The organism is Aeromonas sp. 75A (genome assembly GCF_051919425.1).
Lineage (GTDB): Bacteria > Pseudomonadota > Gammaproteobacteria > Enterobacterales > Aeromonadaceae > Aeromonas > Aeromonas veronii.
Map to the genome: position 1 here is coordinate 3,257,672 of NZ_JBQBES010000002.1, position 13,511 is coordinate 3,271,182.

Genomic DNA, 13,511 nt, shown 5'->3' on the forward strand with positions numbered 1-13,511 from the left:
TTTATTGGAAATTGTGTACCCCAACACTAACCGGTGAGCAAAATGTCCATATATCAAAAATACAAAGATGGATGTGAAGACAGTCACACAAATAAAAGAAATAACAGCAAAACGCTCGTTGACTGGAATCCTGATGACAAGTGCTTTTGGATTGAGAATGGTTCTCATATTGCCAGAAGAAACCTACTGATATCTATCCCTTGTCTACTGATCTCATTCTCTGTGTGGATGATATTCAGCGTAGTAGCAATGAACTTGCCTTTAGCTGGTTTCACCTTTACAACAGACCAGCTGTTTCTGCTGACTGCACTCCCGTCACTTACTGGAGCTTTAGGACGGATTCCTTACTCATTTGTGATCCCAGTTTTTGGTGGCCGGAGATGGACAGCATTCAGTACCTTGTTGCTTATGATACCTATGTCATGGTTGACCATTGCAGTGCAAGACACCACAACGCCGTATTCAACATTTCTAATAATCTCTTTGTTATGTGGGTTTGGTGGTGCCAACTTTGCATCTAGTATGGCTAACATCAGCTTGTTTTATCCAAAAACTCAACAAGGAAAGGCTCTTGGTTTAAATGGGGGGCTAGGTAACTTGGGTGTCAGTGTCATGCAGATGCTTGTACCTATCGTAATTTCTGTAAATATCTTTGGCCCTTTCGGTTTAGGTCAAGGAAATCCTGATGCATCAATATGGCTCAGCAATGCACCCTTAATATGGATGCCAGTAATATTGATATTGAGTATTGCAGCGTGGCATTTTATGAATGATATTGCAGCACCCAAAGCCTCGTTTAAAGAGCAATGGGTAGTGTTAAAACAAAAACATCTTTGGATTATGAGTGTTTTATATTTGGCTGCCTTTGGTTCATTCATTGGATTCTCTGCGGGGTTTGCAATGCTCGCTAAAACTCAATTCCCTGATATTGAAATAATGAAATATGCTTTCATAGGGCCATTATTCGGCGCATTGATGAGGCCAGTTGGTGGCGTTTTATCAGATAAGCTGGGCGGTGTTAAAGTCACCTTTGTTAGCTTTTGCTTAATGGCTACGTTAGTTGCGGTTTTGTTTTCAACTCTTCCATCAGATGCAGGGCATGGCAACTTCACCTATTTTCTAGCTGTCTTTATGGCTTTGTTCTCATGCGCAGGAGTTGGGAGTGGTTCTACATTTCAAATGATCGCCGTTTTGTTTAGGGGGATGATGATAAAAAGGAATCTACAGCGATATGATTCAGAAGCTCAAGCCTTAAAAAAATCAGCAAATGATACAGCAACAGCATTAGGGTTCATCTCAGCAATAGGTGCAATTGGTGGTTTCTTTATTCCAAACGCATTCGGCTTATCAATAGCTCTCAGCGGAACACCAATTAATGCGATGAAAGCTTTTTTAGTCTTCTATGTTATTTGTGGGCTAATAACATGGTTTGTATATGGAAAAGAACTCAATAAATAGAATGTTACTATTAATGCATATGCATATGGAGCAGTAAAATGAGCAAGTTTCTTGACAGGTTTAACTATTTAAAGACATTAGGTGAAAAGTTTTCTGGTGAACACGGCCAAACGTACAATACGAACAGAGATTGGGAAGATGGTTACAGAGACCGCTGGCAACATGACAAAATTGTACGCTCAACACATGGCGTGAACTGTACTGGTTCATGTAGTTGGAAAATCTATGTAAAAAACGGCTTGGTTACATGGGAAACGCAGCAAACTGATTACCCTAGGACAAGGCCAGATCTCCCAAACCATGAGCCTCGCGGCTGCCCAAGAGGGGCAAGCTACTCGTGGTATCTGTACAGCGCCAATCGACTGAAGTACCCAATGGTCAGGAAAGCGTTGATTGAGCTTTGGCGAGACGCAAAAAGTAAGCACAAAGACCCTGTTCTAGCATGGGGTGCGATTGCTTCCGATCAGAATGTATCCAAAAAGTATAAGGCTGCCCGAGGTAGAGGCGGTTTTGTTCGTAGCACCTGGAATGAAGTTAATGAGATCATTGGAGCGGCAAACGTTTACACCGTAAAAGAGCACGGCCCAGATCGCGTTGTTGGCTTCTCACCAATTCCAGCGATGTCTATGGTTTCCTATGCCGCAGGTGCAAGATATTTATCGCTCATCGGTGGCTCTTGCCTTAGCTTCTATGACTGGTATTGTGATCTTCCTCCCGCATCACCGATGACTTGGGGAGAGCAAACAGACGTACCAGAGTCAGCAGATTGGTACAACTCCTCATACATCATAGCCTGGGGCTCAAATATTCCTCAGACTCGTACTCCTGATGCTCACTTCTTTACTGAAGTTAGATACAAAGGCACCAAAACTGTCGCCATAACTCCAGATTATGCTGAAGTAGCTAAGCTTTGTGATCACTGGCTTAACCCCAAACAAGGTACAGACAGCGCGTTAGCATTGGCTATGGGCCATGTCATTTTGAACGAGTTCCACGTTCAACATAAAAATGAATATTTTGTTAGTTACGCAAGGAAATATACCGATTTTCCGATGTTGGTCAGATTGACCAAACGACCAGATGGTAGCTATGAAGCAGGACGCTTCCTGAGAGCATCAGATTTGGTCAATAACATAGGTGAACAGAACAACCCTGAATGGAAGACCATAGCGATTGATGAGGTTTCTGGTGATCTGGTCGCGCCACAAGGGTCGATTGGCTATAGATGGGGAGAGGATGGAAAGTGGAATCTTGAAGAGACCGCTGGGCAGTCCAAGACACCAGTCACTTTGTCTGTTGGAATAAAGGAACCTCAACATTTAGTTGAGGTGGCTTTCCCATATTTTGGTGGATTGGAAAGTGAGCATTTCACACCTGTTGAATTAGAAGAAGTTATCAGAAGAAAAATTCCAGCTAAATCCATCGTGTTGGCAGATGGAAGCCAAGAATTTGTGACCACCGTCTACGATCTCACCGTGGCTAACTATGGTGTAGAAAGAGGGTTTGATGACCCTAGCAGCGCACATACCTATAAGGAAGTGAAGGCATATTCACCCGCTTGGGCAGAAAAAATAACGGGTGTACCACAAGATGAGATTATCCGCATCGCTCGTGAGTTTGCTGACAATGCAGCCAAAACACATGGGCGCTCAATGATCATCGTTGGTGCAGGCATGAACCACTGGTATCACATGGATATGAATTACCGTGGTTTGATTAACATGCTGGTATTCTGTGGTTGCGTAGGACAGAGCGGTGGTGGATGGGCTCACTACGTAGGGCAAGAGAAGCTTCGTCCCCAGACGGGCTGGCAACCGTTGGCATTTGGCCTAGATTGGCAAAAGCCTCCACGCCACATGAATGGGACGTCTTTCTTCTATAACCACTCTAGTCAATGGCGATATGAGAAGTTAGATGCCCAAGAATTGCTTTCACCTTTAGCTGATGCAAGTAAATATAGTAAGCATCTCATTGATATGAACGTGAAAGCAGAGCGGCTGGGTTGGCTTCCTTCAAGCCCTCAGCTGAATACTAATCCACTGAGTATTGCTGAACAGGCAAAAGCGCTTGGGGTAAGCCCTGTAGAGTTCACGGTTAACTCGCTGAAGGACGGCAGTATTCGTTTTGCTGCTGAGTGTCCCGAAGATCATTATCCACGCAATATGTTTATTTGGAGATCAAATCTTCTCGGGTCTTCAGGTAAAGGTCATGAATACATGCTCAAGTACCTGTTGGGCACAGAACATGGCATTCAAGGAAAAGATCTCGGCTCATTCAGTGATAGCAAACCATCTGAAGTTGATTGGAAAGATACCCCAACCCAAGGCAAGCTTGATCTCGTTGTGACTCTAGATTTTCGGATGTCGAGTACCTGTCTGTTTTCAGACATCGTGTTGCCTACTGCAACCTGGTATGAAAAAGATGATATGAATACCTCGGATATGCATCCATTCATCCATCCATTGTCAGCAGCTGTAGATCCAGCCTGGGAAGCAAAATCCGACTGGGAAATTTATAAGGCAATTGCAAAAGCGTTTTCTGAGCTCTGTAAAGGACATCTTGGCGTTGAAACCGATGTGGTTACATTGCCAATGCAGCATGACTCTCCAGCAGAAATAGCCCAAGCGTTTGAAGTAAAAGACTGGAAATTGGGTGAATGTGATCTCATTCCAGGAAAAACTGCACCACATATAATGACCGTTGAGCGCGATTATCCTAACACCTACGCAAGATTTACATCCTTAGGCCCACTCCTTGATAAGCAAGGAAATGGTGGCAAGGGTATTAATTGGAACACAGAAACCGAAGTAGACCTTCTTAAAAAACTTAACTACACACACCATGATGGCGCGAATGCTGGGCGGCCAAAGATTGACACTGCAATTGATGCGGCTGAAGTAATTCTTACTTTAGCCCCAGAGACTAATGGTCATGTGGCTGTTAAGGCTTGGAATGCATTAAGTAAGCTGACTGGCCGAGAACATGCACATCTTGCTATCAACAAGGAAGAGGAAAAAATTCGTTTCCGTGACATTCAGGCTCAGCCGAGAAAAATCATATCTAGCCCAACATGGTCTGGTTTGGAAGACGAGCATGTCTCGTATAACGCAGGTTATACAAACGTTCATGAGCTAATTCCATGGCGAACCATTACTGGTCGTCAACAGCTGTATCAGGATCACCAATGGATGCGTGATTTTGGCGAAAGTCTCATTTCATATCGACCACCAATCAATACCCAGACTATTAAAAATATTATGGGTAAGAAGGGTAACGGTAACAAAGAGAAAGCTCTGAACTGGATCACTCCGCACCAGAAATGGGGTATCCACTCAACATACAGCGAAAACTTGTTGATGCTTACACTGTCTCGGGGTGGGCCAATTGTTTGGATAAGTGAAGATGATGCTAAAGATCTAAAAATTGAGGATAACGACTGGATCGAGGCATTTAATATCAATGGTTCATTAACTGCTCGTGCAGTGGTGAGTCAGCGCGTCCCTGCTGGAATGGTAATGATGTATCACGCTCAAGAGCGCCTGGTGAATATTCCAGGCTCCGAAATAACAGGACAACGTGGTGGGATTCATAACTCCGTTACTCGTGTCTGCCCTAAACCAACTCATATGATTGGCGGATATGCACATCAGGCTTATGGGTTCAACTATTATGGCACAGTGGGCTCTAACCGTGATGAGTTTGTTGTCGTCCGCCGCATGAATCAGGTTAAATGGCTTGATGACGAAAATAATGACTATACACAGGCTGACAATATGTACAGTAACAAGGCAGGGGAGAAGTAAAAATGAAAATTCGTGCGCAAATTGGAATGGTGCTAAACCTCGATAAATGCATCGGATGTCATACTTGCTCTGTTACTTGTAAGAACGTATGGACAAGTCGCGAGGGAATGGAATACGCCTGGTTTAATAACGTAGAAAGCAAGCCAGGCGTGGGCTATCCAAACGATTGGGAAAATCAGGATAAATGGAAGGGTGGCTGGGTTCGAAATATCAATGGAAAAATCGTTCCAAGAATGGGTAACCGGATTGGCGTTTTAGCCAAGATTTTTAACAACCCTGACATGCCGACTATTGATGACTATTATGAGCCTTTCACCTTTGACTATGAGCATTTACATAATGCTAAACAAGGTGCGCATCAGCCAATAGCACGTCCACGTTCACTGATTACTGGTCAACGTATGGACAAGATCAACAATGGCCCAAACTGGGAAGAAATCTTGGGCGGGGAATTCACTAAGCGTTCACAAGACTACAATTTCAACCACATCCAAAAGGAGATGTATGGACAGTTTGAAAATACGTTCATGATGTATCTCCCTCGGCTTTGTGAGCATTGCTTGAATCCTGCATGTGTGGCTACTTGCCCTAGTGGGGCAATATATAAACGTGAAGAAGATGGCATTGTCCTTATTGACCAAGACAAATGTCGTGGTTGGCGTATGTGTCTTACTGGTTGCCCCTACAAGAAGATTTACTTTAACTGGAAAAGTGGTAAATCTGAAAAATGTATCTTCTGCTACCCCAGAATTGAGTCTGGTCAACCAACCGTCTGCTCTGAAACATGTGTTGGACGAATTAGATATCTGGGAGTAATCCTTTATGATGCAGATCGTATTGAGCAAGCAGCATCAACTGAAAATGACAAGGATTTATACAACAAGCAGTTGGAGATTTTCTTAAATCCACATGATCCTGCTATCATTGAAGAAGCCTTAAAGCAAGGCATCACTCAAAATGTTCTAGATGCTGCTCAGAAGTCACCTGTGTACAAGATGGCGATGGAATGGAAGCTTGCACTCCCATTACACCCAGAGTATCGCACGTTACCGATGGTATGGTATGTACCACCTCTTTCCCCTATCCAATCAGCCAAAGATGCAGGCTATTTAGGTGATGATGGTGTTCTACCAGATATTTCTAGCTTGCGAATTCCTTTACAGTATTTGGCGAATCTGTTGACCGCTGGCGATATAGCACCTGTTAAGAGTGCACTGAATCGTATGTTGGCAATGCGTCATTATAAGCGAGCTGAAACTGTAGATAAAAAGGTGGATACCAGCGCATTAGAGCAGGTTGGTTTAACTGAACACCAAGCGCAGGAAATGTACCGTTATTTGGCTATAGCTAACTATGAAGACCGCTTTGTAGTTCCTTCCAGTCATCGCGAGCTAGCACGAGAAGCATTTCCTGAAGCTAAAGGGTGTGGCTTTAGCTTTGGTGATGGTTGTAAAGGTAGCGACACTAAGTACAACCTGTTTAATAGCCAGAGAATTAATGCCATTAATGTATCTACAAATCCAAGTGAGGATAAAAAATGAAATCTTTAAAGATCATATCAATCCTCCTGGACTACCCAGATATTGATCTGTGGGAAAACAAGGATGAAATCTTTGATTGCATAGCTGAATGTAATGAGCTGACATCGGCACAAAAATCATCAATATGTGATTTTGTAACATATGCGTTTGATCGTTCTCTACTTTCATTCCAAGAAATATATTGTGATATCTTCGACCGTGGCCGTTCCACCTCTCTGCTTCTTTTTGAGCATGTTCATGGTGAGTCGCGTGATCGCGGACAAGCAATGGTAGACCTGCTTAAGCAATATGAAGATGCAGGATTTTCTCTTAACAAAAGAGAATTACCGGATTTTCTTCCTGTTTACTTGGAATACCTTTCAACAAGAAATAACGCTGAAATTATAGAGGGGTTGTGTTTTATCACTCCGATCTTGGGGTTGCTTAAAGAGAGGCTACTCAAAAGAGAAAGCAAATATCATGTTCTATTTGGGGTTCTAATTGATCTATCCATGACAGAGTACGATAGCGCTCTTATAAGCACACAAGTTATGAAAGAGGCTGATGATGCAACACCCGCTGCGTTAGATGCTGTTTGGGAGGAAGAGCAGGTGAAGTTTTTAGGAGGAGAATCATGTCCCAGTTCAATTCAATCGATTCATAGCAACCGATTTAAGAATGCAGTCGTACCACAGTACCTTGAAATTGGTGAGGCAAACAAATGAACTATATTCATAGCTTCTTCTTTGATATATACCCATATATTGCAGTTACCATTTTTCTACTTGGTAGTTGGGTTCGTTACGATTATGGGCAGTACACTTGGCGAGCAGGATCAAGCCAGTTGCTTGATAACTCGAATATGAGGCTGGCATCTGGACTGTTCCACATTGGCATTCTTGGTATCATCTTTGGCCACTTTTTTGGCCTGTTGACACCTCACTGGGTATATGAGTCCTTCTTATCATTGCAAGCAAAGCAACTCATAGCTATGAGTGCTGGCGGTGTCTTTGGTGCAATGACGTTGTACGGTGGTTATCTGCTCTTAAAGCGGCGTCTGACAAACGCCAGGATCAGAGCAACATCATCGACTGCGGACATCTTGATTTTGGTGCTATTAGTATCCCAGGCGGCGCTTGGCCTTCTTACAATTCCATTCTCCGCCTTCCACCTTGACGGCAGCATCATGATGAAGCTCGTCAGTTGGGCACAAGATGTCGTGACATTCCAAACAGGGGCCTCTAATAATTTAGAAGGGGTATCTGTTATCTACAAAATTCATATGGTTTTAGGTATGACTTTGTTTGTTGTCTTTCCATTCTGTCGATTGGTACACGTTTGGAGTGTACCGCTTGAGTATCTAACTAGACGTATCCAGATCGTAAGGTCTCGTCGGTAACATGATTAGGGTAGTAGTCGCAGTGTAAACTGCGACTACTATTTATCAGGTGTAGTATGGTATATCACGTATCAAATAAGCAGTTTGTGACTAAGTTAGTCGAACCTTTCTTTGTTGCAATTTTCTGGCCAACTCTGCTGTTGTTGGCATCTGAAGTTACTGGTTTACCAATAACCGAAGAGTTATATCGCAATACAATTTTATTCTCATTGCTAATATTCATTATTACGGCGGCAATAGATATAAGATACATTTATATCGCAAGAAAAGTAAAATTAGAATTGAGTTTCAGTGGCATTGAGTTTCATTGCCATAAAAAACACCTTTTTTTCTCATGGCGCCAAATATCTTTAATTAAGTTAATTGAAAGCAAGCCTGGCTCTAGAGTGCTACATATACTTCCTGATAACGAAACTATTGACTTAATTCTTTTTGAAGACCACGAAAAAATATATTCACAAGTCATATTTTATTGTAAACAGTTCAATGTGAATTATGACTAGAGTATTCTGACCATTAAGTATGAGCAATTCACTTGCTCATACTTTTAGTAAATAAGGTTTTTATTGGTCAGCATCATAGTTTTCATTCAGTGCTGTAATACGTGCCACTTGGAAAGTATTTTGAAGCGATTGCAATTCTGTTTTATGCTGCTGTGCCAATTGCTGTAAATATTCTCTCCCTTTATCTGTTAGATGCACATCTACTTTGCGCTTGTCATTTTCATTTTTCCGCCGTTCAACGAGATCCAACTCCTCACATCGCGTAAGTAAAGCTACGGTAGCGTGATGACTCATTTGTAACCTTTCCGCTAGTTCACCCACGCTTGCCCAGTTGCGCCCTGGGTATCCTTGAATGTGCAGGAGGGATAAATACTGTAATGGTGTGAGCCCGAGCTCCTTGGCCGCAGTTTCACTGAAGTGAAGAAAACGCTTTAACTGATAGCGAAACTCAGAAAGTGCCTCAAATTGAGCTTTTGTTAACATAGCTTACTCGGTTGTTGACTTCTTAGGTGAAATACAATAAGTTCAATTATATCACATTGTGATATATAATTTGTAGTGTTTCTGTTACAAAGGAGATGGCAATGCATAAGCAAGTTCACCCAAAATCACTTTATTGGGGAAACACCGTAATTCTACTGAGTACCATCGATGATACTGATACAACTAACATTACACCAATATCATCGAGTTGGTCTCTTTCGAATAATATTGTCATCGGCCTCAGTCTAAATTCAAAGGCTATCGAAAACATTGAGAATTGTCCAGAAGTCGTATTGAATGTTGCATCAGACAACCTTTCGGATAGAATTGAATCTATTGCCAAATTGACCGGAAAGGATCCTGTCCCATCTGAAAAGATAGGTTTCAGTTATTGTGGTAATAAATTTGCTCTTGGTGGATTTACAGAGCTGGCGTCCTGTACCGTTAAACCATCTCGTATCCAAGAATGTTTAATTCAGGTCGAGTGTGTAGTTGAACATATAACAAAGCGCAATAATTTTGCTATCGTTGAATTGCGAGCCACTCATGTGCATGCAGATGCATCTTTACTTAAAAAAGATGACGTTATTGACGCGGATTTGTGGAGCCCTCTGATTTATAATTTCAGGAGTTACCACGGAATTACCAGCGCTATTGGTAGAAACTTTAAATTTGATAATTGATTTCGCAGATGCCCTATTTATTAAGGGCATCTTCATGGGACTATGATTTTTAAAGGATGTTTTATGAGTGAATGTTTACGTTCTTTACCATTGGTTTATTCATGCTCTGGTTGTTCAAGTGCAGCGCAGATGGCAAACTATATGGCTATTCAGCTAGATAAACGAGGTGATGCAGAAATGTCCTGCATTGCAGGTGTTGGTGGAAACGTAAAGCATTTAGTCCGTATAGCAAAGTCTGGTAGATCGATCATTGCTATCGATGGATGTCCTTTACAATGTGTCAAAAGTTGTTTGGCTATTCACAATCTCACTCCTACAAATCATGTCTTATTGAATGAGCATGGAGTCAAAAAACTTCAGAAAACAGATTTTGATTCTGATGAAGCGGATAGGCTTGTTTTTGAAATCGCACAGTTATTAACTCTTCTATAAGAGGTTGCTCCTCAAATTTATCGGTATGTATTATTCATACGTGGCTATAGATATGGGGTACCACCTATCCGATTACCCATGATCTTCCCGATATGGTATCAGATGGATTTCCTCTATCGTGTGGTTCAATTCAACCAGCATGCTCTTGATGCCAAAACGATGCTTAAATCGGAAGCATCATTCCGTCAGATGATTTGGTAGAGGCTTGGTTCCAAGCGTATGGCAACTGCTCCGCAGCGAGTTCTGCACATTCCCTATTATCGTGCTTACCCAGTTGAACGCAAGATGCTCCAGTAAATCCAGGTTGCCTCCAGTGACGACACTCAGGCACTCACAGTTGGCTTCCTTGACTGCCCTGAAACGGGATAACTCATCAGATATCACGGCACTCCCGTTAGCAAGATGTCGTTTAGCCCACTTGCCAATGGTCTTAGTTTTGAACCCATCAACCACCGTCATCCACATTTTGATTGGATTTCTTTCCTTCTTCAGGGACACTGCCGCCACAAAGGTGTCTTGCAAACGGTACCACAACCCCGCTTGCCACCACGGCGTTCACTGCCCCAGTAGACATCATCGAGTTGAATGATACCGCTGATGGGATGCTTGTCGTCAGACTCCTTCATCGCTTGCAGCAGCTTGTGCTTGAGCATCCAGGCGAGATCTCCGTCGCTCGTTGGTAGAGACGGCGATGTCCCGGTTCAAACAGCTGATGGTGGGAAGAATCAGTCAACGAAACTACAACGACCAAGTGGGGGAAGTGATGGCGTATGTGAGTGTGATAAACAAACTGACGACCTTGGCCTGCCGGTCAGAAAGCCCAAGTGTAACGGTCACTTGGGGCTGGGGAAGCTACGTTTTTACGACTGATTTGGGAAGCAACGCCGTTCGGAGTGACTGCTAATCATGGGTAATCAGGAATCGTTGTTAGAGTTATAATTTTAGAAAATGGCTCATACCCTTCATGACCGTTATATTTGCCTGCTCCATTGCAGCTAAAGCAGAAAGTGCCCCATCGTAATCGCCACTATGGAAACGAGCTACCGCATTTCTGGCATTGTCATGTACAGCTTGATGTGGTTTTTCCATCTCGCGATAACCTGATGATTTAGAGAAACTGGCTTTACCTTCACCAGCGTAATACCACTGGCCGAGTCGACACTCAGTGTAATCAGGAAGCTGCTCCGCAGTTAGGTTGGATAATCCCATTAATACTTTATACACTTCTAATTTAAGACTGAGTTCTTCCAGATTGGCTAATTCCGCATTGGAAAGCAGCGAAGCTCCTGTAATTGATTGCTCTAAATTTTGCGAAAGCTCCGTTAATTGCGACATGCCATTAGTTGCAGAAAGACTATCTGCACTGTAACGACGAGCATTGATGGCGCCTTGTTCCATAACGTTTTTGGCCTGTTGGGTATCGGACTGGATTTCGCTCACCAACCCAGCAATTTCTGTTGTCGCTTTGCTGGTCCGCTCCGCCAGACTTCTAACCTCATCAGCCACTACAGCAAATCCGCGCCCTTGTTCGCCAGCGCGGGCGGCTTCAATTGCTGCATTTAACGCTAATAAATTTGTTTGATCGGCAATACCTTTTATTAATTGAACAATACCATTGATTTGACTAGCGCGCTCATGTAGCGAGGCCACATTTTCTGAGGCTGCCGTAATTTGTTCAAACATCGTGTGCAGATTGTTAGCCATTTGCTGAAAAGCAAGACGATTTGTTTCTGATTCCCGAGAGGATGAAATAGCAGTTATTTTTTGTTGATTCAGCTGTACAGCTAGGCCCAAAAAAGAATCACCGAGCCCATGTAGTGATTGCCCAAAATTTGCAATATTGGTAAACATTCCAAGGAAAAATCGCTCTCTAGATTGTGTATTCCTTAGCCTTATCTGAATTTCTTGACTTTCTTCGCATGCTATCTTATAGCTGGATTGTAACTGCTCTATCTCTTCTTTTAGCATCTGATTTTCATCAGATAAGATCTGATATTGTTGTTTAAGCTTTAAGCCAAACATAAGTTACCTCGAATAAAATAATGCGCATTTAAAAACATTCACGTTGCCAATTAAACTATGGAACGTAGATAAAATGAAGTGATTTATGCGCGTTCTAAACAATAAAAATGGGTTCCAGCCTATCCAGAAGCCGCCCAGGTAGGGTGATTTTTAATACAGCACGGATTCAAATGTGATAAACATATTAGTTGATTAGATATATATTTTTGTTGACAATATAAGCAAGTGTGTTTATGAGCGATACTGATAGATAAAAAAGATGGATCGTAAACATTACCTACTTTATGAACAATAACTACCACAAGAGACCACAAGAGATTCTTGCTGCCAACCTTAATTCTCGTTTCCGATTAAACCTATTTTTAAGTTCGATATTATGGATGAACATGCATTGAACAAATGCTTTCTCTTATTTTCTCACAAAGTCAACATAACCAAAATACGCGACTACCAAATCCACGGGGATATGCAGATATCCCCGAGAATAATAGATGACTGGTCATTAATTGGTGGTGGCGTTTGCGAATAAAATATTATTTTCCAAATGAATATGTTGCATCAGGTCTTCTCGCAATTGTGTCAGGCCGGTATAGAGTGCACGCCATGTCACGCAAGCGTCTACCGGAGGCGTAATGTCATTGGTCAGGTGCATTATTTCGTCCAAACATTCACCATGCTGTTCATGTTCAATACGCATCATAGCAATTGGGCCTTGTACTGAGTTGTTAAGACCCTTTTTCAGCATAGGGAATAGGATCTGCTCTTCTTTCTGCATGTGACCTTCCAGCTCCCGCAGCATATCAACCAGATGAGCCCCCAGACCTAACGGACAGCCTATTTTATCCGCATGGACATGTTCCACTCGATTTGTAAGGCGGATCAGTTCTGGTAATTGAATTCGATGCTGAGCATGGAAGCGTTCCAGGATAAAATCAATTAGCGCAGAAGGTGTTGCAGTACGCCAATCAATTTCGTGGCTTGGTAACTGTTGTACTTGCTCTAATTCAGTAATAACCAGCGTGGCATCGAGGTTACGGTGAGCGATGGCATCTTTTAACGGTTGTTGACCACCGCAGCAAAAATCTAGTTTAAATTTGTGGAATACTCGTGTTGCACCAGGAATTTCACAAGCAATATTGGCAATAGTTTGTTCGAGTAAGACCATGAAAGCGCTCCTTGATAAATAATAGAGTAATTTTATCTCGATA

Annotated in this window: 11 protein-coding genes and 3 pseudogenes; 9 read left to right on the forward strand and 5 right to left on the reverse strand. The window is 42.5% G+C overall.

Annotated features, from left to right (window positions below; translation table 11 throughout):
- Window positions 1-42: 42 nt before the first annotated feature.
- The 6 genes from ACTG2T_RS15285 to ACTG2T_RS15310 all read left to right on the forward strand — a co-directional run bounded on the left by ACTG2T_RS15285 (window position 43) and on the right by ACTG2T_RS15310 (window position 8,683).
- Entirely contained in the window at window positions 43-1,458 is a 1,416-nt protein-coding gene (locus ACTG2T_RS15285) for a NarK family nitrate/nitrite MFS transporter (RefSeq protein WP_058055685.1), read from the forward strand.
- A 38-nt stretch (window positions 1,459-1,496) separates the two neighbouring features.
- Complete coding sequence (locus ACTG2T_RS15290; protein ID WP_042024866.1) at window positions 1,497-5,261, forward strand: nitrate reductase subunit alpha; 3,765 nt, start codon at window positions 1,497-1,499, stop codon at window positions 5,259-5,261.
- A gap of 2 nt (window positions 5,262-5,263) precedes the next feature.
- Window positions 5,264-6,802, forward strand: a complete 1,539-nt coding sequence (narH, locus tag ACTG2T_RS15295; RefSeq protein ID WP_042084597.1) for a nitrate reductase subunit beta — start codon at window positions 5,264-5,266, stop codon at window positions 6,800-6,802.
- Window positions 6,799-7,506, forward strand: coding sequence for a nitrate reductase molybdenum cofactor assembly chaperone (gene narJ, locus ACTG2T_RS15300; RefSeq protein ID WP_042024867.1), 708 nt, complete (start codon window positions 6,799-6,801; stop codon window positions 7,504-7,506). Before narH ends, narJ begins: the two co-directional genes overlap by 4 nt.
- A complete protein-coding gene (gene narI, locus ACTG2T_RS15305) occupies window positions 7,503-8,180 on the forward strand; it encodes a respiratory nitrate reductase subunit gamma (protein WP_127006651.1) in 678 nt (225 codons plus the stop codon). The genes narJ and narI overlap by 4 nt, the downstream gene beginning before the upstream one ends.
- 86 nt (window positions 8,181-8,266) lie before the next feature.
- Window positions 8,267-8,683, forward strand: coding sequence for a hypothetical protein (locus ACTG2T_RS15310; protein WP_127908189.1), 417 nt, complete (start codon window positions 8,267-8,269; stop codon window positions 8,681-8,683).
- A 60-nt stretch (window positions 8,684-8,743) separates the two neighbouring features.
- Here the strand turns inward: ACTG2T_RS15310 and ACTG2T_RS15315 are convergent, their stop codons facing one another.
- A complete protein-coding gene (locus ACTG2T_RS15315; RefSeq protein WP_050555279.1) occupies window positions 8,744-9,166 on the reverse strand; it encodes a MarR family winged helix-turn-helix transcriptional regulator in 423 nt (140 codons plus the stop codon).
- A gap of 101 nt (window positions 9,167-9,267) precedes the next feature.
- Here ACTG2T_RS15315 and ACTG2T_RS15320 point away from each other — a divergent pair, with 101 nt between their 5' ends.
- Both ACTG2T_RS15320 and ACTG2T_RS15325 read left to right on the forward strand, forming a co-directional pair.
- A complete protein-coding gene (locus ACTG2T_RS15320; protein WP_160320685.1) occupies window positions 9,268-9,849 on the forward strand; it encodes a flavin reductase family protein in 582 nt (193 codons plus the stop codon).
- Window positions 9,850-9,912: 63 nt separating this feature from the next.
- Window positions 9,913-10,281, forward strand: coding sequence for a putative zinc-binding protein (locus ACTG2T_RS15325; RefSeq protein WP_050555278.1), 369 nt, complete (start codon window positions 9,913-9,915; stop codon window positions 10,279-10,281).
- Window positions 10,282-10,353: 72 nt separating this feature from the next.
- Here ACTG2T_RS15325 and ACTG2T_RS15330 read toward each other — a convergent pair.
- Window positions 10,354-10,946, reverse strand: a pseudogene (locus ACTG2T_RS15330) (IS1595 family transposase); the annotation flags it as partial.
- A gap of 2 nt (window positions 10,947-10,948) precedes the next feature.
- Here ACTG2T_RS15330 and ACTG2T_RS15335 point away from each other — a divergent pair.
- Window positions 10,949-11,151: pseudogene (locus ACTG2T_RS15335) on the forward strand (hypothetical protein); the annotation flags it as partial.
- A gap of 63 nt (window positions 11,152-11,214) precedes the next feature.
- Here ACTG2T_RS15335 and ACTG2T_RS15340 read toward each other — a convergent pair.
- The 3 genes and pseudogenes from ACTG2T_RS15340 to ytfE form a co-directional block, all read right to left on the reverse strand.
- Window positions 11,215-11,616 carry a CZB domain-containing protein gene (locus tag ACTG2T_RS15340; protein WP_371317204.1) on the reverse strand — a complete coding sequence of 134 codons (402 nt, stop codon included), beginning with the start codon at window positions 11,614-11,616 and terminating at the stop codon, window positions 11,215-11,217.
- Window positions 11,617-12,303: pseudogene (locus tag ACTG2T_RS15345) on the reverse strand (methyl-accepting chemotaxis protein); the annotation flags it as partial.
- 502 nt (window positions 12,304-12,805) lie between these two features.
- Window positions 12,806-13,468 (reverse strand): iron-sulfur cluster repair protein YtfE, encoded by a 663-nt coding sequence (ytfE, locus tag ACTG2T_RS15350; protein WP_017408664.1) that lies wholly within the window; start codon window positions 13,466-13,468, stop codon window positions 12,806-12,808.
- Between the last annotated feature and the right edge of the window lie 43 nt (window positions 13,469-13,511).

Coding starts and splice junctions, on each gene's coding strand:
- ACTG2T_RS15285 (WP_058055685.1), top strand. CDS start 43: ATGTCCATATATCAAAAATACAAAGATGGATGTGAAGACAGTCACACA.
- ACTG2T_RS15325 (WP_050555278.1), top strand. CDS start 9,913: ATGAGTGAATGTTTACGTTCTTTACCATTGGTTTATTCATGCTCTGGT.
- narH (WP_042084597.1), top strand. CDS start 5,264: ATGAAAATTCGTGCGCAAATTGGAATGGTGCTAAACCTCGATAAATGC.
- narI (WP_127006651.1), top strand. CDS start 7,503: ATGAACTATATTCATAGCTTCTTCTTTGATATATACCCATATATTGCA.
- ACTG2T_RS15320 (WP_160320685.1), top strand. CDS start 9,268: ATGCATAAGCAAGTTCACCCAAAATCACTTTATTGGGGAAACACCGTA.
- ytfE (WP_017408664.1), bottom strand. CDS start 13,468: ATGGTCTTACTCGAACAAACTATTGCCAATATTGCTTGTGAAATTCCT.
- ACTG2T_RS15315 (WP_050555279.1), bottom strand. CDS start 9,166: ATGTTAACAAAAGCTCAATTTGAGGCACTTTCTGAGTTTCGCTATCAG.
- narJ (WP_042024867.1), top strand. CDS start 6,799: ATGAAATCTTTAAAGATCATATCAATCCTCCTGGACTACCCAGATATT.
- ACTG2T_RS15340 (WP_371317204.1), bottom strand. CDS start 11,616: ATGTCGCAATTAACGGAGCTTTCGCAAAATTTAGAGCAATCAATTACA.
- ACTG2T_RS15290 (WP_042024866.1), top strand. CDS start 1,497: ATGAGCAAGTTTCTTGACAGGTTTAACTATTTAAAGACATTAGGTGAA.